This is a genomic window from Streptomyces sp. NPDC000878 (assembly GCF_053599695.1).
In genome coordinates, this window is sequence record NZ_JBSFMT010000002.1 from 362,721 (window position 1) to 385,618 (window position 22,898).

Annotated in this window: 22 protein-coding genes; 11 read left to right on the forward strand and 11 right to left on the reverse strand. The window is 68.3% G+C overall.

Annotated elements, in window-relative coordinates; all coding sequences use genetic code 11:
- Positions 1–56: 56 nt before the first annotated feature.
- Complete coding sequence (locus ACWDR4_RS03370; RefSeq protein ID WP_450403244.1) at positions 57–1,229, reverse strand: HpcH/HpaI aldolase/citrate lyase family protein; 1,173 nt, start codon at positions 1,227–1,229, stop codon at positions 57–59.
- 184 nt (positions 1,230–1,413) lie between these two features.
- Here ACWDR4_RS03370 and ACWDR4_RS03375 point away from each other — a divergent pair, with 184 nt between their 5' ends.
- The gene (locus ACWDR4_RS03375) at positions 1,414–2,184 is read left to right on the forward strand and encodes a TerD family protein (RefSeq protein ID WP_450403246.1); all 771 of its coding nucleotides are present in this window, start codon (positions 1,414–1,416) and stop codon (positions 2,182–2,184) included.
- A 61-nt stretch (positions 2,185–2,245) separates the two neighbouring features.
- On the opposite strand, the gene ACWDR4_RS03380 is transcribed toward ACWDR4_RS03375, so the two are convergent.
- From ACWDR4_RS03380 to ACWDR4_RS03405, 6 genes are all read right to left on the reverse strand, one after another.
- Entirely contained in the window at positions 2,246–2,983 is a 738-nt protein-coding gene (locus ACWDR4_RS03380) for a TerD family protein (RefSeq protein ID WP_450403249.1), read from the reverse strand.
- A gap of 119 nt (positions 2,984–3,102) precedes the next feature.
- Positions 3,103–4,251: a DUF475 domain-containing protein gene (locus tag ACWDR4_RS03385; RefSeq protein ID WP_450403251.1), complete on the reverse strand. Its 1,149-nt coding sequence runs from the start codon at positions 4,249–4,251 to the stop codon at positions 3,103–3,105.
- A gap of 50 nt (positions 4,252–4,301) precedes the next feature.
- Positions 4,302–4,877: a TerD family protein gene (locus tag ACWDR4_RS03390; RefSeq protein ID WP_450403253.1), complete on the reverse strand. Its 576-nt coding sequence runs from the start codon at positions 4,875–4,877 to the stop codon at positions 4,302–4,304.
- 160 nt (positions 4,878–5,037) lie between these two features.
- The gene (locus ACWDR4_RS03395; protein ID WP_450403255.1) at positions 5,038–5,613 is read right to left on the reverse strand and encodes a TerD family protein; all 576 of its coding nucleotides are present in this window, start codon (positions 5,611–5,613) and stop codon (positions 5,038–5,040) included.
- Between the two features lie 124 nt (positions 5,614–5,737).
- Entirely contained in the window at positions 5,738–6,196 is a 459-nt protein-coding gene (locus ACWDR4_RS03400) for a peroxiredoxin (protein WP_450403257.1), read from the reverse strand.
- A 185-nt stretch (positions 6,197–6,381) separates the two neighbouring features.
- Positions 6,382–6,819: a DUF3052 domain-containing protein gene (locus ACWDR4_RS03405; protein WP_235479451.1), complete on the reverse strand. Its 438-nt coding sequence runs from the start codon at positions 6,817–6,819 to the stop codon at positions 6,382–6,384.
- Between the two features lie 477 nt (positions 6,820–7,296).
- Between ACWDR4_RS03405 and aceE the strand changes: the two genes are divergently transcribed.
- Together aceE and ACWDR4_RS03415 are read left to right on the forward strand one after the other, a co-directional pair.
- Entirely contained in the window at positions 7,297–10,029 is a 2,733-nt protein-coding gene (aceE, locus tag ACWDR4_RS03410) for a pyruvate dehydrogenase (acetyl-transferring), homodimeric type (RefSeq protein WP_450403260.1), read from the forward strand.
- Between the two features lie 125 nt (positions 10,030–10,154).
- Positions 10,155–10,973, forward strand: coding sequence for a potassium channel family protein (locus ACWDR4_RS03415; RefSeq protein WP_450403263.1), 819 nt, complete (start codon positions 10,155–10,157; stop codon positions 10,971–10,973).
- A 116-nt stretch (positions 10,974–11,089) separates the two neighbouring features.
- Here ACWDR4_RS03415 and ACWDR4_RS03420 read toward each other — a convergent pair whose 3' ends face one another.
- Entirely contained in the window at positions 11,090–12,709 is a 1,620-nt protein-coding gene (locus ACWDR4_RS03420) for an MFS transporter (RefSeq protein ID WP_450403266.1), read from the reverse strand.
- A gap of 100 nt (positions 12,710–12,809) precedes the next feature.
- On the opposite strand from ACWDR4_RS03420, the gene ACWDR4_RS03425 reads away from it, so the two are divergent.
- The 3 genes from ACWDR4_RS03425 to ACWDR4_RS03435 all read left to right on the forward strand — a co-directional run bounded on the left by ACWDR4_RS03425 (position 12,810) and on the right by ACWDR4_RS03435 (position 15,766).
- Positions 12,810–13,478 (forward strand): TetR family transcriptional regulator, encoded by a 669-nt coding sequence (locus ACWDR4_RS03425; RefSeq protein WP_450403268.1) that lies wholly within the window; start codon positions 12,810–12,812, stop codon positions 13,476–13,478.
- A gap of 112 nt (positions 13,479–13,590) precedes the next feature.
- Entirely contained in the window at positions 13,591–14,835 is a 1,245-nt protein-coding gene (locus tag ACWDR4_RS03430) for an alpha/beta hydrolase (protein WP_450403270.1), read from the forward strand.
- Positions 14,836–14,893: 58 nt separating this feature from the next.
- Positions 14,894–15,766 (forward strand): DUF4429 domain-containing protein, encoded by an 873-nt coding sequence (locus ACWDR4_RS03435; RefSeq protein WP_450403367.1) that lies wholly within the window; start codon positions 14,894–14,896, stop codon positions 15,764–15,766.
- A 144-nt stretch (positions 15,767–15,910) separates the two neighbouring features.
- On the opposite strand, the gene ACWDR4_RS03440 is transcribed toward ACWDR4_RS03435, so the two are convergent.
- Positions 15,911–16,936 (reverse strand): aldo/keto reductase, encoded by a 1,026-nt coding sequence (locus tag ACWDR4_RS03440; protein ID WP_450403272.1) that lies wholly within the window; start codon positions 16,934–16,936, stop codon positions 15,911–15,913.
- Positions 16,933–17,442, reverse strand: coding sequence for a MerR family transcriptional regulator (locus ACWDR4_RS03445; protein WP_450403275.1), 510 nt, complete (start codon positions 17,440–17,442; stop codon positions 16,933–16,935). The genes ACWDR4_RS03440 and ACWDR4_RS03445 overlap by 4 nt, the downstream gene beginning before the upstream one ends.
- Before the next feature lie 95 nt (positions 17,443–17,537).
- Here ACWDR4_RS03445 and ACWDR4_RS03450 point away from each other — a divergent pair, with 95 nt between their 5' ends.
- Together ACWDR4_RS03450 and ACWDR4_RS03455 are read left to right on the forward strand one after the other, a co-directional pair.
- Positions 17,538–18,017, forward strand: coding sequence for a GNAT family N-acetyltransferase (locus ACWDR4_RS03450; protein WP_450403276.1), 480 nt, complete (start codon positions 17,538–17,540; stop codon positions 18,015–18,017).
- A 19-nt stretch (positions 18,018–18,036) separates the two neighbouring features.
- On the forward strand, positions 18,037–18,879 hold the full coding sequence (locus ACWDR4_RS03455) for a serine hydrolase domain-containing protein (RefSeq protein ID WP_450403279.1): 843 nt from the start codon (positions 18,037–18,039) through the stop codon (positions 18,877–18,879).
- Between the two features lie 20 nt (positions 18,880–18,899).
- On the opposite strand, the gene ACWDR4_RS03460 is transcribed toward ACWDR4_RS03455, so the two are convergent.
- Positions 18,900–19,553 carry a pirin family protein gene (locus tag ACWDR4_RS03460; RefSeq protein WP_450403369.1) on the reverse strand — a complete coding sequence of 218 codons (654 nt, stop codon included), beginning with the start codon at positions 19,551–19,553 and terminating at the stop codon, positions 18,900–18,902.
- A gap of 60 nt (positions 19,554–19,613) precedes the next feature.
- Here ACWDR4_RS03460 and ACWDR4_RS03465 point away from each other — a divergent pair, with 60 nt between their 5' ends.
- The 3 genes from ACWDR4_RS03465 to ACWDR4_RS03475 all read left to right on the forward strand — a co-directional run bounded on the left by ACWDR4_RS03465 (position 19,614) and on the right by ACWDR4_RS03475 (position 22,876).
- On the forward strand, positions 19,614–20,819 hold the full coding sequence (locus ACWDR4_RS03465) for a PucR family transcriptional regulator (RefSeq protein WP_450403281.1): 1,206 nt from the start codon (positions 19,614–19,616) through the stop codon (positions 20,817–20,819).
- A gap of 89 nt (positions 20,820–20,908) precedes the next feature.
- Complete coding sequence (locus tag ACWDR4_RS03470) at positions 20,909–21,865, forward strand: ACP S-malonyltransferase (RefSeq protein ID WP_450403372.1); 957 nt, start codon at positions 20,909–20,911, stop codon at positions 21,863–21,865.
- A gap of 15 nt (positions 21,866–21,880) precedes the next feature.
- Positions 21,881–22,876 (forward strand): beta-ketoacyl-ACP synthase 3, encoded by a 996-nt coding sequence (locus ACWDR4_RS03475; protein ID WP_450403284.1) that lies wholly within the window; start codon positions 21,881–21,883, stop codon positions 22,874–22,876.
- The last annotated feature ends 22 nt before the right edge of the window (positions 22,877–22,898 follow it).

Below are 22,898 nucleotides of genomic sequence, written 5' to 3' on the forward strand. Positions count from 1 at the left end.
TGGCTGGTGGATGGAGGAGATGGAGGGGATGGCGAGCGGATCGACAGATCAACGGATCAGTCGGGGATACCGGCGGCGAGCAGCTCCACGAAGCCGATCTCCTCGTTGGCGACGCCGAAGACCTCGGCGCGCAGCAGCGTCCGCTCGGCCCAGGCGCGGTGCGGCTTCACCTCGTTCATCTTGTTCGTGTACGCCGACCGCAGCACGCCTCCGCCGCAGCGCTCGGGCCGCAGGATGTCCTGGGCGTCGCTGAACTCCTCGTGGCTGACCACGGACAGGGCGTGCACGGGCAGTACGTGCGAGGGGTGGATGCAGGTCTTGCCGAGCAGTCCGTTGGCCTGGTCGAGGGTGATCTCGCGGAGCAGCCCGTCCATGGCGTGCTCGATGAGCTTCTCGCGCAGTTCCTCGGCCTGGCCGTCCAGGAAGGGGCTGCGACGCAGCTGCGGCTTGAACATGCGCTCCTGGACCCGGAAGTACTCCCAGACCGGCCCGGTGACCGTGAACCCGGTCCCGTCGGCCCGCCCCAGCATGTTCACGACGTCGGCGATGACGGAGGCGACGACCTGGACGTCGTACGCCGTCATGTCGGGCGCTCTTCTGAGCCCGTACGAGGAGCAGAAGTCGGTGACGCCGAGGCGCAGGGCGAGGACGCGGTCGCGGTACTTGTCGACGGCGCGGGAGATGCCCTCCAGGGTCTCTACGCGCGTCTCCCGGTACAGCAGCTCGGGGGATTCGAGCACGGGCATGCCGAACAGGCGGTGGCCGCTGGCGGCCTCGGCGTCGGCGAGGGCCTCCAGGAACGGCATGCCGCGTTCCTCGGTGAACTTCGGCATCACGAACCCGGACAGCAGCCGGGCGGCGGGCCCGAGGCGCTGGACGAGGTCGGGGATCTGTTCGGGCGTACGGACCCTGACGAACAGCAGCGGCAGCCCGGTGGCGGCGTCGGGGCGCTGGGCGAGCAGGCCCAGCTCGCGCACCAGGTTCTCCTCGGCGTCCGCGACCTCCGAGTCGTCGATCGAGTCCTCCAGGCACAGCACCATCGAGACGACACCGCGGGAGACCTGTTTGACGACGGCCTCGGCGAGGCGCGGGCGGGTGGCCGGGCTGTACAGGGTGGCCCCGAGGGCCGTGGCGAGCAGCCGGGCCGGGGAGTCGGCGGTGAACTCGCACGGCTCCTGGTGGAACAGACGCTGTCGTACCTCAGGGGCGATGTGCCCGAAATGACGCATGAAACTCCCCCGTGGCGGCTGGACTGCCGGTCGAGTGTGGATCGGGTGTTGATGGGTGGCCGGTAATAGTACGTAGGGATCCATGTCAGGGGTTCCCACTGAGAATGAAGTTCAGGTAACGCGAACACGCAGAATCGATGCCCCCGCGTTGTCGTGACCAGGACCGAGAGGGCAGGATGACCGCATGACGCACGCGATGCTGAAGGGGTCGAACGTCCCGCTCGAAGCCACGACGGTGCGCGCCGTGCTGCGCTGGACGCCCGGGCAGGGGGTTCCGGATGTCGACGCCTCGGCGCTGCTCCTCGGCCCCGACGGTCGTGTGCGCTCCGACGAGGACTTCGTCTTCTACAACCAGCCCCGCCACCCCTCGGGCAAGGTCTGGCGGCTCGGCAAGAAACGGGTCGCCGAGGGCCTCACCGACACCATCCAGACGGACCTGACCGGTGTCGAGTCCGGAGTCGGACAGATTCTGCTGGTCGCCTCGGCGGACGGCGTCGCCTTCGACCGCGTACGCTCCCTGCGCATCCTGCTGTACGACGGCACGGTCGCGGACGGCGAACCGCTGGCGTACTTCGACGTCAAGCCGGAAACGGGCGAGGAGACGGCCCTGATCTGCGGCGAACTGTACCGCCGCGGCGAGGGCTGGAAGTTCCGCGCCCTGGGCGAGGGCTACTCGAACGGCCTGGAGGGCCTGGCGACGGACTTCGGCATCTCGGTGGAGGACCCGCCGTCGACCGGGGAACCGTTCCCCGAGGCCACGCCGACAACGGACCCCTCGGCGGCCACGACGGTCCAGCAACCCCCCACACTCCCGCCCCAGCCTGCCTACGGCTACCCCCAGCCCACCAGCGCGAACACCAACCAACCGGCCTACGGCTACCCCCAACCGGTAGGAGCCTCCCCGTCCCCGGACTTCCACCTACCACCACAGGGCCCACAATTCATCGGACGGTAGGGCAGGCTTTTAGGGGCGCGGGGAACTGCGCGACCAGCCACAGCGGACCCGCACCCGAAGGTCACCGCTCAGCCTTGGTCTTGTATCCCCGCCCCCACTGCAACCCCCACCCGTACAACCGATCAAGCTCAGCCTGAAACCCGTAGACGAACTTGACCTCCCGCCGAACGATCAACTCGTTCTTCACGTTCTCGATCATCACCACCGCACACGACCGAGCCTGCGAGTGCCGCTCGTCGAGACCTATCTCGATCCGCGGCCCATTGCTCGGGTACAGCGTCACGACCGCGTGGGTCCGATCGAACGCCGGCGTCTGGTCGTAGATGTAGACGAAGACCAGCAACCGCCTGATCTCGTCCCGGTGATCAAGATTGACGTACGCCGTCTCCCCGGACGCCGACCCGAACCGGTCGTCCCCGCTCAGCTTCACGTACGGCGGCGCGTTCGTGTCACCGAGGAATCCGCCCAGGGGCTGTACGACCCCCTTGGTGCCGTCAGCCAGCTCGTACAGGATCCCCAGGTCGAGGTCGACGTTCACCATGCTCTGGGTGTGCCCCTGCACCTCCTCCGGCTTCAGGGCCTGGAAGGGGTGCCGCCACAGGCTCTGCCGCTTGGGGCCGCCGATGTCCGACGTACGCATCCGCCAGGACAGGTTGATGCGCAGATGCCCGGTCGCGGCGCCCTGCCTGGTGAGCGAGACCCGCTGGTGTCGCTTGGTCAGCTCGATGGAGTTGCTCGCCGCACTGCCCGCGTCGAACTCCGCCGACCGGCCGCGCCACAGGTCGTCCCAGAAACTCATCCCGCCCCCACCCGTCCAGCCCCCGCACATTCGTCCGTGCCGTCAATGCCGCGGGGCGGCCGACGAGGACGATTCCTCGTAGCCGCCCCGCTCAGAGCGTTCCCTCACACCGGAGGTTGTCACACCCCGGACGAGACCTCAGTCTTCTCGTCCGAGCCCGCCGCTTTTCCCTCGGCCGCTGCCAGCTTGGTGTTGCGGCGCACGGAGGACCAGAAGGACCAGGCGATCAGGACGACGCCCACCAGGCCGGTGATGACCTCGTGGATCTCGTACTGGATGGTGACGAGGAGGATGGCGGCGAGGGCGCCGATCGCGTAGTGCGCGCCGTGCTCCAGGTAGACGTAGTCGTCGAGGGTGCCCTGGCGGACCAGGTAGACCGTGAGCGACCGGACGTACATCGCGCCGATACCGAGGCCCAGGGCCATCAGCACGATGTCGTTGGTGACGGCGAACGCGCCGATGACACCGTCGAAGGAGAAGGACGCGTCGAGGACTTCGAGGTACAGGAACATGAAGAACGCGGCCTGGCCGGCGAGGACGATCGCGGGCTTCTTCTTGCCGGTGCGCTCGGCCTCCTCCTCGGCCTCGTGCTCGCGCTCCTCCTCTTCCTCGAGTTTGTCCTCGAAGTAGCCGGAGAGCCCACCGACGATCATGTACGTGATCAGACCGGCGACGCCGGAGATGAGGACCGTCTGCGCCTTGTCGACATGGGCACCACCGTGCTGGTGGGCGTTGGTCGCGAAGGTCATGGCGGAGATCAGGAGCACGATCAGGGCGATGCAGACCGACAGCATGTCGACCTTGCCGAGCTTGGCGAGCGGGCGTTCCAGCCAGCCGAGCCACTTGATGTCGCGGTCCTCGAAGATGAAGTCGAGGAAGATCATCAGCAGGAACATGCCACCGAAGGCGGCAATGGCCGGGTGGGCGTCGGTGACCAGTTCCTGGTAGTGGTCCTTGTTGTTGAGCGCGAGGTCGACCGCGTCGATGGGACCGATCTTGGCGCTGATGGCGACGATCACGACCGGGAAAACGAGTCGCATACCGAAGACGGCGATGAGGACACCGATGGTGAGGAAGATCTTCTGCCAGAAGGCACTCATCTTCTTCAGGATGCCGGCGTTGACCACCGCGTTGTCGAAGGACAGCGAGATTTCGAGGATGGAGAGGATCGCCACGACACCGAAGCCGGTCCACCCCCCGTAGAAGACCGCCGCGACCAGGCCGAGCGCGGTGACCGCGAACGACCAGCCGAAGGTTTTCAGAATCACTGGCTACCCAATCGTGTGTTTACGGGTCTCCCCCGCTGCCGTACTCGGCTTTACGAAACGTTGACTCCGAAGTCTAGAGCGATGCCCTTCAGACCCGACGCGTACCCCTGTCCTACGGCCCGGAACTTCCACTCGCCCTGGTAGCGGTACAGCTCCCCGAAGATCATGGCGGTCTCCGTCGACGCGTCCTCGCTCAGGTCGTAGCGCGCCAGTTCCTGGCCGTCGGCCTGGTTGACGACTCGGATGAAGGCGTTGCTGACCTGGCCGAAGGTCTGGCCCCGGTTGTCCGCCTCATGGATCGAGACCGGGAAGATGATCTTGTCGCAGGCGGCCGGCACCTTGGGGAGATCGACGATCAGCGACTCGTCGTCGCCCTCGCCCTCACCGGTGAGGTTGTCGCCGGTGTGCTCGACCGAGCCGTCGGGGCTGGTGAGCTGGTTGTAGAAGACGAACCACTCGTCGCCCAGGACCCGTCCACCCCCGCACAGCAGCGCGCTGGCGTCGAGGTCGAACGGCGCGCCGGTGGTGGAACGCGCGTCCCAGCCGAGCCCGACCAACACCTGGGTGAGGTTCGGTGCGGCTTTGGAGAGGGAGACATTGCCCCCCTTGGCAAGCGTGACGCCCATGATGCTGGTCCTCCCCGAGGTGAAGCCTTGCGATCGCAGAACAGACCTGCCCGCCGAACAGGCCCGCGGAACGGGCCGGGTCCGTTGAACAGGTCTCCGAGCACGTCCGGCGCCGCACCGAGAGTGCGACGCCGGACCACGGAGCCGGAGAAAGTCCGGCTCAGACGTTCACGCCGAAGTCCTGCGCGATGCCGCGCAGGCCGGACGCGTACCCCTGGCCGATGGCGCGGAACTTCCACTCCGCGCCGTGCCGGTACAGCTCGCCGAAGACCATGGCGGTCTCCGTCGAGGCGTCCTCGGAGAGGTCGTAGCGCGCCAGCTCGGCCCCGCCGGCCTGGTTCACGACGCGGATGAACGCGTTGCGGACCTGGCCGAAGGACTGCTGGCGGTTCTCGGCGTCGTAGATGGAGACCGGGAACACGATCTTGTCGATGTCGGCCGGGACCGCCGCGAGGTTGACCTTGATCTGCTCGTCGTCGCCCTCGCCCTCACCGGTGGTGTTGTCACCGGTGTGCTCGACCGAGCCGTCCGGGCTCTTGAGGTTGTTGAAGAACACGAAGTTGGCGTCGCTGCTGACCTTGCCGTCCGCGCCCGTCAGGATCGCGCTGGCGTCGAGGTCGAAGTCGGTGCCGGTGGTGGTGCGGATGTCCCACCCCAGACCGACGATGACCGCGGTGAGGCCCGGGGCCTCCTTGCTCAGCGATACGTTGCCGCCCTTGCTGAGGCTGACTCCCACGAGTCCTCCAATGATGTCTTGTCTGCTGTCCAGGGGCGGTGTGCCCCGTGGTGCGCCGGTATCGGATCAACGTGTCGATCCTAGTGACGGGTTCCCGTCCCATGCAGGGCTTGGAACCGAAGAATCACAGGGTGTCGAGGGCCTTCACGTACTCGTTCAGGTCACGCGCGTCCGGCAGCCCGTTGACGACGGTCCACCGCACGACGCCTTCCTTGTCGATGACGAAGGTCCCGCGCACCGCACAACCCTTGTCCTCGTCGAAGACGCCGTACGCACGCGAAATGTTGCCGTGCGGCCAGAAGTCGGACAGCAGGGGGTATTCGAAGCCCTCCTGCTCGGCGAAGACGCGCAGGGTGTGGATGGAGTCGTTGGAGACGGCGAGCACCTGGGTGTCGCGGTCGGAGAACCTCGGCAGGTTGTCCCGCAGGTCGCACAGCTCGCCGGTGCACACGCCGGTGAAGGCGAAGGGATAGAAGAGCAGCACCACGTTCTTCGCGCCACGGAAGTCGGAGAGCCGCACGGTGGCGCCGTGGTTGTCCTTGAGCTCGAAGTCCGGGGCCTTGTCGCCGACCTCGATCGCCATGATCCTGCATCCCTTCAATGGGCTGTTCGGGTGAGAACACCCTAGTGACCACCCACTGAAGCCATTGGACGGGCCGGAGCTACCCAGCCCGTCCGGCGATTGAGGACGAGGCCGTTCAGGCCGATCGGGGGTCTGGGGGCGGAGCCCCCAGCAGACGCCCGCACCAGCCCACGGTCACTGCTTACTCACTTCTTCGACTTCGCTGCCTTGGGTGTCGCCAGACGACTCCCACTCCAGTCCTTGCCCACACTGACGCTCTTCGTCGCCGACAGACCCGCCGTCGTCGCGGCTTCAGAGATGTCGCTCGGCTCCACGTAGCCGTCACGGCCCGTCTTGGGCGTGAGGAGCAGGATCGCGCCACCTTCCTCGATGTACGTGGTGGCGTCCACCAGCGCATCGGTCAGGTCGCCGTCCTCGTCGCGGAACCACAGCACCACGGCATCTGCGACGTCGTCGTACTCCTCGTCCACGAGATCGCTGCCGATGACTTCCTCAATGGCCTCGCGGAGCTCCTGGTCGACGTCGTCGTCGTAGCCGATCTCCTGGACCACCTGCTCGGGCTGGAACCCCAGCCTTGCGGCAGGGTTAGTCCGCTCCTCCGCGTGGTCCGCGGTCGCGCTCACGGGTTGCCTCCTGATCATGTTCGAGAAATGTCCAGCCACGCGCGTGCGCGAAGCATTGGCCGTAGTCCACACGGGCGGGGCGGATCGCGCAAGTACCCGGCCGTTCAGACCGCCGAAACGGTGACGATCCTGGCGGTGTCGCCGCAACTTCAGACAGCGGTTCCCGGGAACAAGTGACGCACGACACACCATTCTGCCCGCTTTGCGGTTTTGCTGCTCACTGGTGGCTCCCGAACCTCTCATACATACGTGCGAGATCCGAATCGCTTTACGGAACACGTCACGGACTGGGCGTATCGTTGCGATTTGGCTGCGACCACCCCGGCCCACACCGCCCAGACACCTCCTCCGGGGCTACCTCTGAGTAGAGGTGACGTACCCGGCCTCGGGGTACACGATGGGGACCAGTGCATTCGCAGCCCCAGGGCAGGCCCACAGCGTGCCCCGGAACAAGTCTCCCGAGAGCGAAGGAACAGCGTGGCTTCCGGATCAGATCGCAACCCGATCATCATTGGCGGCCTTCCGAGTCAGGTTCCTGACTTCGATCCCGAAGAAACCCAGGAGTGGCTCGACTCCCTCGACGCCGCGGTTGACGAGCGCGGCCGGGAGCGGGCCCGCTATCTGATGCTGCGGCTGATCGAGCGGGCCCGCGAGAAGCGCGTGGCCGTGCCCGAGATGCGGAGCACGGACTACGTCAACACGATCGCGACGAAGGACGAGCCCTTCTTCCCCGGCAACGAGGAGATCGAGCGCCGCATCCTCAACGCGACCCGCTGGAACGCGGCCGTGATGGTCTCGCGCGCCCAGCGGCCCGGTATCGGCGTCGGCGGCCACATCGCGACCTTCGCCTCCTCCGCCTCCCTCTACGACGTGGGCTTCAACCACTTCTTCCGGGGCAAGGACGAGGGCGACGGCGGCGACCAGATCTTCTTCCAGGGCCACGCCTCCCCCGGTATCTACGCCCGCGCGTTCCTGCTCGACCGGCTCAGCGAGCAGCAGCTCGACGCGTTCCGCCAGGAGAAGTCGAAGGCGCCGTACGGCCTGTCCTCGTACCCGCACCCGCGGCTGATGCCGGACTTCTGGGAGTTCCCGACCGTCTCGATGGGCCTCGGCCCGCTCGGCGCGATCTTCCAGGCACGGATGAACCGCTACATGGAGGCGCGTGGGATCGCGGACACCTCCAAGTCGCATGTGTGGGCGTTCCTCGGTGACGGTGAGATGGACGAGCCGGAGTCGCTCGGCCAGCTGTCGATCGCCGCCCGCGAGGGCCTCGACAACCTGACCTTCGTCGTCAACTGCAACCTGCAGCGCCTCGACGGCCCGGTGCGCGGCAACGGCAAGATCATCCAGGAGCTGGAGTCGCAGTTCCGGGGCGCCGGCTGGAACGTCGTGAAGCTGGTCTGGGACCGCAGCTGGGACCCGCTGCTCGCGCAGGACCGGGACGGCGTGCTCGTCAACAAGATGAACACCACCCCCGACGGCCAGTTCCAGACGTACGCCACCGAGACGGGCGCGTACATCCGCGACCACTTCTTCGGTGACGACACGCGGCTGCGCGCGATGGTCGAGGGCATGACCGACGACCAGGTGCTGCACCTGGGGCGCGGTGGCCACGACCACAAGAAGATCTTCGCGGCGTTCGCGGCGGCCAAGGCGCACAAGGGCCAGCCGACCGTCATCCTCGCCAAGACCGTCAAGGGCTGGACGCTCGGACCCAACTTCGAGGGCCGCAACGCCACGCACCAGATGAAGAAGCTGACGGTCGCCGACCTCAAGGGCTTCCGCGACCGGCTGCACCTGCCGATCTCCGACAAGGAGCTGGAGGGCGGCGCGCCGCCGTACTACCACCCGGGCCGGAACTCGGAGGAGATCCAGTACATGCACGACCGCCGCAACTCGCTCGGCGGTTACGTCCCGACCCGCGTCGTCCGCGCCAAGCCGCTGACGCTGCCGGAGGAGAAAACGTACGCGAGTGTGAAGAAGGGTTCGGGCCAGCAGTCGATCGCCACGACCATGGCGTTCGTCCGGCTGCTCAAGGACCTCATGCGGGACAAGGAGATCGGCAAGCGTTTCGTGCTGATCGCGCCGGACGAGTACCGCACGTTCGGCATGGACTCGTTCTTCCCGAGCGCGAAGATCTACAACCCGCTCGGCCAGCAGTACGAGTCGGTGGACCGCGAACTGCTCCTCGCGTACAAGGAGTCGCCGACCGGCCAGATGCTGCACGACGGCATCTCGGAGGCCGGCTGCACCGCCTCGCTGATCGCGGCGGGTTCGGCGTACGCCACGCACGGCGAGCCGCTGATCCCGGTGTACGTCTTCTACTCGATGTTCGGTTTCCAGCGCACCGGTGACCAGTTCTGGCAGATGGCCGACCAGTTGGCGCGCGGTTTCGTGCTGGGCGCGACCGCCGGCCGTACGACTCTGACCGGTGAGGGTCTCCAGCACGCCGACGGCCACTCGCAGCTGCTCGCGTCGACGAACCCGGGCTGTGTGGCGTACGACCCGGCGTACTCGTACGAGATCGCGTACATCGTGCAGGACGGGCTGCGCCGGATGTACGGCCCCGAGAGTGAGGACATCTTCTACTACCTCACCGTCTACAACGAGCCGATCCAGCACCCGGCCGAGCCCGAGAACGTCGATGTCGAAGGCATCCTCAAGGGCATCCACCGGGTGGGCCAGGGGACTTCGGGCACCATCCCGGCGCAGGTCATCGCGTCCGGTGTGGCCGTCCCGTGGGCGCTGGAGGCGCAGCGGATCCTCGCCGAGGACTGGAACGTACGGGCGGACGTCTGGTCGGCGACCTCCTGGAACGAGCTGCGGCGCGATGCGGTCGCGGTGGAGCTGCACAATCTGCTGCATCCCGAGGAGGAGCAGCGTGTCCCCTATGTGACGCGGAAGTTGAGTGGCGCCGAGGGTCCGTTCGTGGCCGTTTCCGACTGGATGCGGTCGGTTCCGGACCAGATCTCGCGGTGGGTGCCGGGGACTTACCAGTCGCTGGGTGCGGATGGGTTCGGCTTCGCCGACACCCGTGGGGCTGCTCGGCGGTTCTTCCACATTGACGCGCAGTCGATCGTGGTGGGGGTGCTGACGGAGTTGGCTCGGGAGGGGAAGGTCGATCGGTCTGTGCTGAAGCAGGCGATCGATCGGTATCAGTTGCTGGATGTGACCGCCGCCGATCCGGGTGCGGCTGGCGGCGACGCGTAGCGGTACTTCGGCTGCCGGTTCGTTGTGGCTGGTCGCGCAGTTCCCCGCACCCCTGGAGGTGCGCCCCTTCGGGGCGTCCTCCAGGGGCGCTTCTGTGCTGCTTTCGGGCCCTTAATATGCGGGGCATGAAGGAGCAGACGGCGCAGGGGCGTTGGGAGGGGCGGACTCAGCGGCCCCTGATGGGGCTTGCGGTCTTGTTCGCTGTTGCCTATGCGGTGCCGATCGTGCACAGTCCCGCCGGGCGGACCGTGTCGGTCGCCTGCACGGTCGTGGAGTGGGGGGTGTGGGGTGCGTTCGCTGTCGACTATCTCGTGCGGGTCGGTCTCGCCGAGCAGCGGCGGGAGTTCGTACGGCGGCACTGGCTGGACCTGTTCGCCGTGCTGCTGCCGCTGCTCCAGCCGCTGAGGCTGCTGCGGGTCGTATCCACGCTGCTGCTGGTGGGCCGGCGGGCCCAGATGGCGTCCCAGGTGCGGCTGACGACGTATGTCGGCGGGGCCGTGGTGGGGCTGCTGATGTTCGGTTCGCTGGCCGTGCTGTCGGTGGAGCGCGAGTCGCCGGACGGGAACATCCGAACGCTGGGCGACGCACTGTGGTGGTCGTTCACGACGATGACGACCGTGGGGTACGGGGACCACGCGCCGACCACCGGAGTGGGCCGGGTGCTCGCGGTCGGGCTGATGCTGTCCGGGATCGCGCTGCTCGGTCTGGTCACCGCGAACATCGCCGCGTGGTTCATCTCCCGGTTCGAGATGGACGACGTGGAGGAGCGGCGCCAGACGGCGGCGATCGCGGCGCTGACGGACGAAGTACGGGCGCTGCGGGCCGAGGTGGCCGCCCTGGTCGACGGGCCCGTCGGCGCGCTGTCCCCCTCCGGCAGCGCGCCGCGGCCCGGCGATCCTCCGTGTCGTACATGTCGTAACGACCATGTCGTGCGGAGGACTTGACTAACTGTGACCTGCCCCGAGTACCGAAGGGGAGGAATCTTTAGCGGAGTCACTCGGATAGGGGAACTTCTCCGCACATCGCATAGATATATGCGCCTCGCATAGCCATCTGCGCCTCAGATGTGCGTCGCGCCTGCGCCCGCCTCCGCGTTCTCGCCGCGCTTCGTCAGGAGAGCGACCAGCACCGCCACCACTCCCACGCCGGCCGCGACCAGACAGGCGAGGCTCATGCCGGAGATGAACGTGTCGTGGGCGACCTTCGTGATCTGGGCGACGACCGTCTCCGGAGTGCCCGGTGCCACCGGCGGCACGCCGACCTGGACCGCCTCCGAGGCCTGCGCCTGCTGTTCCGGGGTGAGCGCCGGGAGGCCCGCGGCCGTCCAGTTGCCCGCGAGGTCGCTGTCGACCTTGGAGGCCATGACCGCGCCCAGGACCGCCGTACCGAGGCTGCCGCCGATCTGCATCGCCGCCTGCTGGAGGCCGCCGGCCACGCCGGACAGCTCCATCGGGGCGTTGCCGACGATGACCTCCGTCGCGCCGACCATGACCGGGGCGAGACCGAGGCCGAGCATGGCGAACCAGAGCGACATGATGCCGCTGCCGGTGTCCGTCTCCAGCGTGGACATGCCGAACATGGCGATCGCGACGCACGCCATACCGCCCGCGAGCGGGACGCGCGGACCCGTCTTGCTGATCATCGCGCCCGCCAGCGGCGAGCCGACGATCATCATCCCGGTGAGCGGGAGCAGATGCAGACCCGCGTCGATCGGGCTCATACCGTGCACGTTCTGCAGGTAGAAGGTGACGAAGAACAGGCCGCCCATGAAGGCGATGGCCATGAGGACCATCAGCACCACGCCCGCCGACAGCGGGACCGAACGGAACAGGTTGAGCGGGATCAGCGGCTCCTTGACCTTCGTCTCCCAGAACGCGAAGAAGCCGAAGCCCGCCACCGACACGACCAGGAACAGCCACGTCTTGCCGTCGCCCCAGCCCCACGCCGGAGCCTTGATGAGCGCCCACACCAGGCAGAACATCGCACCGGAGAGCAGGCCGATACCGAGGACGTCGAAGGAGCGCGGGGCGTTCTCCGCGCGGTGGTCGACCAGGATCACCAGACCGATGACGAGGGCCAGAATGCCCACCGGCACGTTGATGAAGAACACCGACTGCCAGCTGACGTGCTCGACGAGCAGTCCGCCGAGGATCGGGCCGCCCGCGGTGGAGGCACCGATGACCATGCCCCAGATGCCGATGGCCATGTTCAGCTTCTCGGCAGGGAACGTGGCCCGCAGCAGACCGAGCGCGGCCGGCATCAGCAGCGCGCCGAACAGCCCCTGGAACACCCGGAAGACGACCACCAGGGCGATACTGCTGGACAGGCCGATGGCCGCCGACGCGGCGGCGAAGCCGACGATGCCGATGAGGAAGGTCTGCCGGTGCCCGAACCGGTCACCGAGCTTGCCCGCGGTGATCAGCGTGACCGCGAGGGCGAGGAAGTAGCCGTTGGTGATCCACTGGACGTCCGCGAAACTCGCGCCCAGGTCCTTCTGGATGGCCGGGTTGGCGATGGCCACGATGGTGCCGTCCAGGGCCACCATCATGACCCCGACGGCCACGGATATCAGGGTCAGCCACGGATGGCCGCGCAGCCCCTTGGCAGGCGTGGGATCCGAGGGAGAGACAGGTGCCTTGTCCCCCGGACCGGTCGTCTCGATGGTGGTCTGACTAGTCATGCGTTCGAGGCTAGTGACAGCCACTGACAATTGACAAACGAGTTCACAAGTCGGTAACTGACACGTCACTCCCCGAGTAGAACGAAGAGGCCTGATCGTCATGAGCGCTGCCGAAACCCAGGTGGGTCCGGGGTCCGGCCCCGGCCTGCGCGAACGCAAGAAGCAGCGCACCCGGGACGCGCTGGTGCGCGCCGCCCTCGTCCTGTTCACCACCAAGGGGTACGAGCACACGACCGTTGACGAGATCGCCGAGGCCGTCGAGGTCTCGCAGCGCACCTTCTTCCGCTACTTCGCCGGCAAGGAGGACGCCGCCTTCGCCGTCCACCGCATCGCGGAGGAGCACTTCATCGAGGCGGTGCGCGAACGCCCGGCCCACGAGGTCCCGTTGGAGGCGCTGCGGCAGGCCGTGCTGGAGGGCTGGCACGTCATCAACGAGGCCGTGGAGTCCGTCGTACCGGCGGAGTTGCAGATGCGCATGTACTACGTGATCGAGTCGACGCCGGTGCTGCTCGCCGCACACATGCGGCGCTCCATCGAGATGGAGGAGGCGGTGGCGCGGGTGGTCGCCGAGCGCGAGGGCGTCGACGTGGACGGCGATCTCCGGCCGCGCGTCGTGGTGGCCCTGTTCGGCGGGCTGATGCGGCTGACGGAACGGCGGTGGGGCGCGGGCTCCGACATGAGCGTCACGGCGATGCGCGAGCTGACCAGCACCTACCTCGACGCGATGGGTCCTGCGCTGGCGGGGAACTGGCGTACGGAACGGTCGTGACGCCCCGTACGGGCATGCGCACGTAGCGCCATACCCATCGTCGGTTATCGAAACGTGATCCCCGTCACTCGGTTAACGCGAGACCCTCTCGTTCTCCTAGTGTGTCCTTTCAGTGACTTCCTTCGACACCTCCCCGCAACTGAACGTCTGGCGCGCGTTGCTCGCGCTGGCCGTGGTCTTCGTGATGCTCGCGACGACCGGCTGGACCGCGGTCCGCAGTCATCGGACGCCCTCGCCGCTCCAGGCGTCGCTCTCCGCGTGGGAGCACGGACGGATCGGCGGCCACGCGCTGCCCGACCCGGACGGGACGCCCGGCCGGCTGGCCCGGTTCTTCGCCTCGCTCACCGTCCACCAGCGCGACCGGCTCGTCCGTCGCTATCCACTGGCGGTCGGCAACATGAACGGCGCGCCGGTCGAGCTGCGTTACCGCGCCAACCGCATCGCGCTGCACACGGCCCGCGAGACGGAACGGGTGCGGATGCACGACAACCGGCTCTCGCCCGTCGGGCAGCACGAGGCGGGGCGGAGGATGCACCGCTACGAGGACCTGCTGGAGAAGGGCCGCCAGATCCTGGCCTTCGACCCCGAGGGCAACGGCCGGGTCGCCGAGGTCTTCGGCGACCTCGACTCGGCACAGCGCGTCTCGGTCGTGGTCCCCGGCGTCGACACCGACCTCCTCACCTTCCAGCGCACCAACCGCAAGTACTCGGCGCCCGTCGGCATGGCCTCGGCGCTGTACCGCGCGGAAGGGGAGGCCAGCCCGACGACGCGTACGGCCGTGATCGCCTGGGCCGACTACACCGCGCCCAACGGGCTCGGCATGGACGCGGCGACGGCGATGCGCGCCAAGTCCGGGGCGCTGCGGCTGAACGCGCTGGTGCGCGGACTGCCCGGCCGGGCGCGGGTCGCCCTGTACTGCCACAGCTACGGCTCGGTGGTCTGCGGGGTCGCCGCGCACGCGCTGCCGCGCCGGGTGACGGACATCGCGGTGGCAGGCAGCCCCGGCATGCGGGTCGAGAACGCGGCTCAGCTGCGCACCTCGGCCCGGGTGTGGGCGATGCGGGACGCCGACGACTGGATCCAGGACGTGCCGTACCTGGAGGTCGGCGGCCTCGGGCACGGCGCCGATCCGGTGTCGTCGGGGTTCGGCTCACGGGTGCTGTCCGCGCGGGGTGCGAAGGGACACGGCGGCTATTTCGAGCCGGGTACGGAGAGTCTGCACAACTTCGCCGAGATCGGCGTCGGCGCGTTCGGCGCCGTGCGGTGCGCTCAGCGGGATCAGAACGATCAGCAGGACCGCAAGGATGACGTGTGTCTGAAGGGTTTGTCCGACGGGGCGATGGCCGGACGCGCGTAGAGGACGCAGAAATCACGGTGTGCCCGGGGAGGGGACTATGAAGCTCTTGCCGCATACGATGAGCCGCATGGGTGACGTACTGGCCGGATTTCATGCCGCCTGGGAGTTTGAGTCCGACTCCGTGCTCATCCGCTTCGAACGGGGCATCCGCACGCCGAAGCTGTTCCAGGCGCTCGGCGAACGCCGTATCCCCCTGGAAGCGATCGCGGGTGTGACGCTGACCCCGGGCAAGCGCGGAACGGTGGTGCTGCGCGCCGAACCCCGGCCGGGCGCCGACCCGTTGATGGAGGCGGCCGACGGCCAGCTGAAGGAGGGCTGCGATCCGTACCGGCTGGTGCTGCCGGCCGAGCGGGAGACGCTCGCCGAGTACTACGCGGACGAACTGCGGGCCCGGGTGGGCGAGGTCGGCGGTACGGACAAGGAACCTGCTGAAAGGTTCCTGGTGGCCGCTCCCGAGGTGCCGCGGGCGTTCAAGGCGTACGACGCGAAGGCGTCCTTCGACGGGCGGGCGGTGTCCTTCCGGTGGTTCTGGACGGGTGCGTCGTCGGCGAAGTGGAAGGCCGGCGACCAGACGTTTCCGGTCGCCGACCTGAGTGGGGTGGAGTGGCGGTCGCCCGAGGTGTTCGAGGGATATCTGCGGCTGATCCGGCGGAACGGGTCAGCTGTCGCGGAGGCCGTCGATCAGGATCCCGCGTCGGTGGTGTTCGGGCTGGGGTACGGGCCTGTGCATGAGTCGTTGCCGTTTGCGGCGGCGGTGTTGGCGGGGGTTCGCTCCGCGGGTGGGGCGGGGGCGGTTCAGGTGAGTTCCGGTCGGCGTGATCCTGGGGATGTTGCTGAACGGATTCGGCACCTTGGGGAGTTGCACTCGGCCGGGTTGGTTACGGATGAGGAGTTTTCTTCGAAGAAGGCTGAGTTGTTGGCGGAGTTGTAGGCCGCCTGTGGGGGTGGGGGTTCTGCGCGTTGGCGGGTGCCGGTTCGTTGTGGCTTGTCGCGCCCACGCGGCGGAGCCGCAGATCAGATACCGCCCCGCGCCCCTGGGTGGGGCAGGTCCTCGCCCCTTGGAACGAACTGGTGTCTACTCCCTGCCTGCTGACGCGAAGCGCATGTCCGGGTAGCGGGTGCCTGCCACGCCTGCTGCGATGGGGTCCAGTAGGGCCATGTCCTGCTCGCTCAGGACGATCTGTGTCGCCGCCGCGTTCTCCTCGACCCGGGTCCTCCTGCGGGTGCCCGGGATCGGGATCACCGGGAGGTTGTGCACCGTGGCCTGTTGTTGGACCCAGGCCAGGGCGATCTGGCCTACCGAGGCGCCGTGGGACTCGGCCACGGCTCGGATGGGGGCCAGGAGGGCCGCGTTCGCCGCGGCGTTGGTGCCCGTGAAGCGGGGCTGGGTGCGGCGGTAGTCGCCCTCGGTGAGTTCCTGGTCGGCGTCGGTGAAGGAGCCGGTCAGGAAGCCCCGGCCGAGCGGGGAGTACGGGACCAGGGTGACGCCCAGTTCGCGGGCCGCCGGGACCACGCCCGCCTCGATGTCCCGGCTGAACAGGGACCACTCCGACTGGACGGCGGCGATCGGGTGCACGGCCTGGGCGGCGTGCAGCTCGGCGCCCGTGACCTCGCTCAGGCCCAGCTGCTTGACCTTGCCCTGGCGGACCAGGTCGGCCATCACACCGACGGTCTCCTCGATGGGGACGTTCACATCGCGCCGGTGCATGTAGTAGAGGTCGATGACGTCGATGCCGAGGTTCTTGAGGCTGGCCTCGACCGCCTGGCGGATGTAGTCCGGGTCGTTGCGGATGATCCGGGGGCCCGTCACTCCGGCAGGCATCGCCAGGGCGAACTTCGTCGCGACGACGACCTCGTCGCGATGGGCGTTGAAGAACGGGGACAGGAAGCGTTCGTTCTCGCCTTCCCCGTAGGCGTCCGCCGTGTCGTAGAGGGTCACACCGAGTTCGAGGGCGCGTTCGAGCGTGGCGCGGGCCTCGTCGGCGTCCGTGGGGCCGTACGCGATGCTCATGCCCATGCAGCCGAGGCCCTGTACGCCGACCTCGGGGCCGCCGGTGCCGAGCGGGGCGGTAGTGAGCTTGCTGTTGTTGTCGTTCGTCATCGAGCACTCTCCATCTGGCGGGCAGCGGCGGCGTCGCGGACATCGCGGACCAGGCCCGCGTCCAGGTCCGCCTCCGCGTAGAAACTGATCTTCCGGTCGAGTACCGCGAGCGTGTCCTGGAGTTCGGCGATGCGGTCCAGGACGGCCCGGCGGGTCGATTCGAGCAGCTCGAACCGCTCGCCGTACGTGTGGTCGCCCTCGCGCACCAGTTCGGCGTACCGCACCATGTCCGCGACCGGCATACCGGTGAGCCGGAGCTTGCCGACCAGGTCGAGCCAGTCGAGGTCACGGTTGCTGTAGCGGCGCTGGCCGGTGTGGGAGCGGTCGACGTGCGGCATCAGTCCGATGCGTTCGTACCAGCGCAGGGTGTGCGCGGTCAGCCCGGTGAAGACGACGACCTCACTGATCGTGTAGCGGTCCTGTCCGTCCGGGCGCCGGTCCGGCTGCCTCGGGCCCGCACAGCTGTCGGCGTTCGTGGTGGGCTCTGTGGTCTCCAGCACCGTCATGACCCCCACGCTAAAACCTTGGAGTGCACTCCAGGCAAGCGGATCCCGCGATATTGCGGAGACTTGGCCGGTCCCGGCTGATTACCGTACGGATCATGACTCTCGTACGCCGTGCCACACCCGATGATGCCGAAGAACTGCTGCGGCTGCGCCAGGTGATGATCGACTCGATGCCCGGGGCGAACACCGACGCCGACTGGCAGTCCGCGTCGCTGTCCACGGTGACCGGGAGACTCGCCGATCCGGACGGGGGCTTCGCCGCGTTCGTCGTCGACCATCCGGAGCGGCCCGATCGGCCCGGTGCGCTGGCCGCGCTGGTCGTGGGGACCGTCGAGTACCGGATCGGGCGTACGGGCAATCCGCACGGGCGGGTCGGGTTCGTCTTCAGCGTCGCCACCGATCCGGACGCGCGGCGCCGGGGGTATGCGCGGGCGTGCATGGAGGCGTTGGTGGAGTGGTTCCGGGAGCAGGGTGTCGGGCAGATCGATCTCACCGCGTCCCCCGATGCGGAGCCGCTGTATGTGTCGCTCGGGTTCGTCCGTCAGCCGGACCCCTTCATGCGGCTGCGGTTCTGATCCTCCTAAGCTCGACGGTATGTCGTCGGATTCGTTGAGTTCCCTGCAGAGCCTCGCGTTGATCGAGAGCTGGCCCGTGCCCACCGCCGCCGCGGCCGTCGTACGGGCGGACGGTGCCGTTCTCGGCGGCCACGGTCCCCTCGACCACCGGTTCGCGCTCGCCTCGGTCACCAAGCCGCTGGCCGCGTACGCGGTCCTCGTCGCGTACGAGGAGGGCGCCATCGAACTCGACGAGCCGGCCGGGCCGCCCGGATCCACGGTCCGCCATCTCCTCGCGCACACCTCGGGCCTCGCCTTCGACGAGCACCGGGTGACGGCTCCGCCCGGGGAGCGGCGGTTGTACTCCAACGCCGGGTTCGAGGTGCTGGGGGATCATGTGGCGAAGGCTACGGAGATGCCGTTCGCGGAGTATGCGCGGCAGGCGGTGCTGGAGCCGTTGGGGATGGGGTCCACGGGGGTGGAGGGGTCGCCGGCCAAGGACGGTGTCTCGACTGTCGGGGATCTGGTGCGGTTCGTGGCGGAGGTGCAGGCGCCTCGGTTGCTGGATCCGCGCACGGTGGCGGACACGATGTCCGTCCAGTACCCGGGGACGAAGGGGGTTCTTCCCGGGTACGGGCATCAGAACCCGAACGACTGGGGGCTGGGGTTCGAGATCCGGGGGGTGAAGTCGCCGCACTGGACGGGGAGTTCGTCGTCGGCGCGGACGTTCGGTCATTTCGGGCAGTCGGGTACGTTTCTGTGGATCGACCCGGTGGTGGGGGTGGGGTGTGTGGCGCTGAGCGATCGGGCGTTCGGGGCGTGGGCGGTGGAGGTGTGGCCGGGGTTCACGGATGCGGTGCTGGCGGAGGTAGTACGGGGCTGAGGGGGCGAAGAAAAACGTCGTCAGCCTGCCATTTCCCACAGCAACAGCTCCGTCGCCGTCACCCCGACCGCCTCCACCCCCTCCGCCGCCGTGAGGCGCGCCGCGTCCCCCTCGCCTAGTTTCTCGGCGCCCAGGCGGACCTCTCCCCGGACGACGTGGACGTACACATACGCCGCGTCCGGCACCGCCGTACGCTCGCCCGCCGACAAGCGGCGTACGTGCAGCATCGCGCCCGCCTCCGGGACCGCGTACGGCGTGGAGTCCGCGATGCCGTGGACTATCTCGTAGGACGGGGTGCCGCCGGGGTGCAGCGGCGCCAGCCAGGTTTGGACGAAGGTCAGGGGGGTTGCCCCCTCGTTGCGCTCCACGTGGCGTACCCCCGCCGCCGCGCTCAGGCGTTGGACGTCCCCCGCCACCACCACCGTCTCGTGACCCGTCGAGTCGCGATGGGTCAGCGACCCCTCCGTCACCCACGTCACGATCTCCATGTGGCTGTGCGGGTGTTCGTCGAAGCCGGCGCCGGGAGCGAGCCGCTCCTCGTTGCAGGCGATCACCGCGCCGAAGCGCAGGTTGTCCGGGTCGTAGTGGGGGCCGAAGGAGAAGGCGTGCCAGGATTCGATACCGGCTGCCGGGTCGCCCCCTGGATAGCGCTCGTCCGCGCGCCGTACGTCCATCACCCACCCACCGTAGACCCGACGCCGCACGCTCCCGTCCTGATAAGGCAGTCTTGTCCCGTGCCCGAACCCGAATCCCACCGCCCCGAGCCCACCGCACGTCCCGAGCACCCGCACCCGGGGACCCTGAAGCGGCTGGAGAAGTCGTCCGGGAGTCTCGCCGCGCAGGCGATCACGCGCATGGACGAGACGCTCTCGTGGTACCGGGCCATGCCCCCGGAGAACCGTTCCTGGATCGGGCTGGTCGCCCAGGCCGGTATTGCCGCCTTTACCGAGTGGTTTCGGCATCCGGATGCTCCGCAGGCCATCTCCACCGATGTTTTCGGTACCGCTCCTCGCGAGCTGACCAGGGCCATCACCCTGCGCCAGACCGTCGAGATGGTTCGTACGACCATCGAGGTCATGGAGAGTGCGATCGATGAAGTCGCCGCTCCGGGTGATGAGGGCGTGCTGCGGGAGGCTCTGCTCGTGTACGCCCGTGAAATCGCCTTCGCCACCGCACAGGTGTACGCCCAGGCCGCCGAGGCACGGGGTGCCTGGGACGCCCGGCTGGAGTCGCTCGTCGTCAACGCCGTGCTCAGTGGGGAGGCCGACGAAGGGGCTGTTTCACGGGCCGCCGCTCTTGGCTGGAATTCGCCCGAGCATGTGTGTGTGGTGCTGGGTACCGCACCCGACGGTGACAGTGAGCTGACCGTGGAGGCCATTCGGCGGGCCGCCCGGCACGCCAAGTTGCAGGTGCTCACGGGGGTGCTCGGGGATCGGCTCGTCGTCATCGCGGGGGGTAGCGACAATCCCCTTGCCGTTGCCAAGTCGCTGATCGGGCCCTATGCCGCCGGGGCCGTGGTCGCCGGGCCCGTCGTGCCCGATCTGCTGGCCGCCACCCGGTCCGCGCAGGCCGCCGCCGCGGGGCTCAAGGCCTGTTCCGCCTGGCAGGACGCCCCGCGGCCGGTGCTGGCCGACGATCTGCTTCCGGAGCGTGCCATCGCCGGTGACCCCGGTGCGCGTGACCAGTTGGTGGAGGAGATCTACAGACCGCTGGAGGAGGCCGGGTCCGCACTGCTCGAAACGCTCGCCGTCTATCTCGAACAGGCGAGCAGTCTGGAGGGTGCGGCACGAATGCTCTTCGTTCATCCCAACACCGTGCGCTACCGGCTTCGACGTGTGACTGACGTCACCGGCTGGTCGCCTTCAGATGTACGATCCGCATTCACATTGCGGATCGCGCTGATTCTCGGGCGCCTGGCCGATGGGGATCTTCAACCCTAGGCATTTATCGGAACCCTACAAAACCCCCTGCCGTTCTTCGTCCCTGTCCCCACGGGCGGCCGTGCCCGTACCCAAGAGAGAGTGTGAGAGTGCTCGTACTCGTCGCTCCCGGCCAAGGCGCCCAGACGCCCGGCTTCCTGACTCCTTGGCTCGAACTGCCCGGTGCCGCCGAGCGCGTCGCCGCGTGGTCCGACGCCATCGGGCTCGACCTCGTCCACTACGGGACCGAGGCCGACGCCGACGCGATCCGTGACACCGCGGTGGCTCAGCCGCTGCTGGTCGCGGCCGGGATACTGTCCGCCTCGGCACTGGGTGCCATGGGCGGTGACGTCACGCCGGGTGCCGTCGCCGGGCACAGCGTCGGTGAGATCACCGCCGCCGCCTTCGCGGGCGTGCTCGACGACACGGCCGCCCTGACCCTCGTACGCAAGCGCGGTCTGGCCATGGCCGAGGCCGCCGCCGTGACGAAGACCGGGATGGCGGCGCTCCTCGGTGGTGACCCCGAGGTGAGCGTGGCTCATCTGGAGAAGCTGGGGCTGACCCCGGCCAATGTCAACGGCGCCGGGCAGATCGTCGCCGCCGGGACGGAGGAGCAGATCGAGGCTCTCCTCCAGGACAAGCCCGAAGGCGTGCGCAAGGTCGTCAAGCTGCAGGTGGCCGGTGCTTTTCACACGCACCACATGGCTCCCGCGGTTGATGCCCTCGCCGCTGCCGCCGGCTCGCTGACGCCCGGCGACCCGCAGATCACGTACGTCTCGAACAAGGACGGACAGACGGTCGCGGACGGGTCGGAAGTGCTCGCGCGGCTGGTCGGACAGGTCGCCAACCCGGTGCGCTGGGACCTGTGCATGGAGACGTTCAAGACGCTGGGCGCGACCGCGTTCATCGAGGTGTGCCCGGGCGGCACCCTCACCGGTCTCGCCAAGCGGGCGCTGCCCGGCGTGAAGACCCTGGCCCTGAAGACCCCCGCCGATCTCGACGCCGCTCGTGAGCTGATCGCCGAATCGCTGACCTCGACCTCTGCCGCCGACGCGGCGGGCGCCTGAAAGGAGCCCCGAGCAATGTCGAAGATCAAGCCCAGCAGAGGCGCCCCCTACGCGCGCATCCTGGGCGTGGGCGGGTACCGGCCGGTCCGGGTCGTGCCCAACGAGGTGATCCTGGAGACGATCGACTCGTCCGACGAATGGATCCGTTCCCGCTCCGGCATCGAGACCCGGCACTGGGCATCCGACGAGGAGACCGTCGCCGCGATGTCGATCGAGGCGTCCGGCAAGGCGATCGCCGACGCGGGCATCACCGCCGAGCAGATCAGCGGTGTGATCGTCTCGACGGTCTCGCACTTCAAGCAGACCCCGGCCGTGGCCACCGAGATCGCCGACAAGCTGGGCACGGCCAAGGCCGCCGCGTTCGACATCTCGGCGGGCTGCGCGGGCTTCGGCTACGGACTCACCCTGGCCAAGGGCATGATCGTCGAGGGTTCGGCGGAGTACGTCCTTGTCATCGGCGTCGAGCGGCTGTCCGACCTGACCGACCTGGAGGACCGGGCGACCGCCTTCCTGTTCGGTGACGGCGCGGGCGCGGTCGTGGTGGGCCCCTCCCAGGAACCGCACATCGGTCCGACCGTGTGGGGATCCGAGGGCGACAAGTCGGACACCATCAAGCAGACCGTACCGTGGAACGAGTACGACAGTTCCGGCAAGTTTCCTGCGATCACGCAGGAGGGCCAAGCGGTGTTCCGCTGGGCCGTGTTCGAGATGGCGAAGGTCGCACAGCAGGCGCTGGACGCGGCCGGGATCACCCCGGACGACCTGGACGTCTTCATTCCCCACCAGGCCAACGAGCGGATCATCGACTCGATGGTGAAGACACTGAAACTGCCGGAGCACGTCACGGTCGCACGCGACGTGCGCACCACCGGCAACACGTCGGCCGCCTCGATCCCGCTCGCGATGGAGCGGCTTCTGGCGACCGGCGAGGCGAAGAGCGGCGACACCGCGCTCGTCATCGGCTTCGGGGCGGGTCTCGTGTACGCCGCGACGGTCGTTACCCTCCCCTAGGCACCCCGCACCGGATCCGGAT

What these genes read in the sequence shown, in the direction of transcription:
- ACWDR4_RS03370 (WP_450403244.1), bottom strand. Translation starts at nt 1,229, where the DNA reads ATGCGTCATTTCGGGCACATCGCCCCTGAGGTACGACAGCGTCTGTTC.
- ACWDR4_RS03375 (WP_450403246.1), top strand. Translation starts at nt 1,414, where the DNA reads ATGACGCACGCGATGCTGAAGGGGTCGAACGTCCCGCTCGAAGCCACG.
- ACWDR4_RS03380 (WP_450403249.1), bottom strand. Translation starts at nt 2,983, where the DNA reads ATGAGTTTCTGGGACGACCTGTGGCGCGGCCGGTCGGCGGAGTTCGAC.
- ACWDR4_RS03390 (WP_450403253.1), bottom strand. Translation starts at nt 4,877, where the DNA reads ATGGGCGTCACGCTTGCCAAGGGGGGCAATGTCTCCCTCTCCAAAGCC.
- ACWDR4_RS03400 (WP_450403257.1), bottom strand. Translation starts at nt 6,196, where the DNA reads ATGGCGATCGAGGTCGGCGACAAGGCCCCGGACTTCGAGCTCAAGGAC.
- ACWDR4_RS03415 (WP_450403263.1), top strand. Translation starts at nt 10,155, where the DNA reads ATGAAGGAGCAGACGGCGCAGGGGCGTTGGGAGGGGCGGACTCAGCGG.
- ACWDR4_RS03420 (WP_450403266.1), bottom strand. Translation starts at nt 12,709, where the DNA reads ATGACTAGTCAGACCACCATCGAGACGACCGGTCCGGGGGACAAGGCA.
- ACWDR4_RS03425 (WP_450403268.1), top strand. Translation starts at nt 12,810, where the DNA reads ATGAGCGCTGCCGAAACCCAGGTGGGTCCGGGGTCCGGCCCCGGCCTG.
- ACWDR4_RS03435 (WP_450403367.1), top strand. Translation starts at nt 14,894, where the DNA reads ATGAGCCGCATGGGTGACGTACTGGCCGGATTTCATGCCGCCTGGGAG.
- ACWDR4_RS03440 (WP_450403272.1), bottom strand. Translation starts at nt 16,936, where the DNA reads ATGACGAACGACAACAACAGCAAGCTCACTACCGCCCCGCTCGGCACC.
- ACWDR4_RS03445 (WP_450403275.1), bottom strand. Translation starts at nt 17,442, where the DNA reads ATGACGGTGCTGGAGACCACAGAGCCCACCACGAACGCCGACAGCTGT.
- ACWDR4_RS03450 (WP_450403276.1), top strand. Translation starts at nt 17,538, where the DNA reads ATGACTCTCGTACGCCGTGCCACACCCGATGATGCCGAAGAACTGCTG.
- ACWDR4_RS03455 (WP_450403279.1), top strand. Translation starts at nt 18,037, where the DNA reads ATGTCGTCGGATTCGTTGAGTTCCCTGCAGAGCCTCGCGTTGATCGAG.
- ACWDR4_RS03460 (WP_450403369.1), bottom strand. Translation starts at nt 19,553, where the DNA reads ATGGACGTACGGCGCGCGGACGAGCGCTATCCAGGGGGCGACCCGGCA.
- ACWDR4_RS03475 (WP_450403284.1), top strand. Translation starts at nt 21,881, where the DNA reads ATGTCGAAGATCAAGCCCAGCAGAGGCGCCCCCTACGCGCGCATCCTG.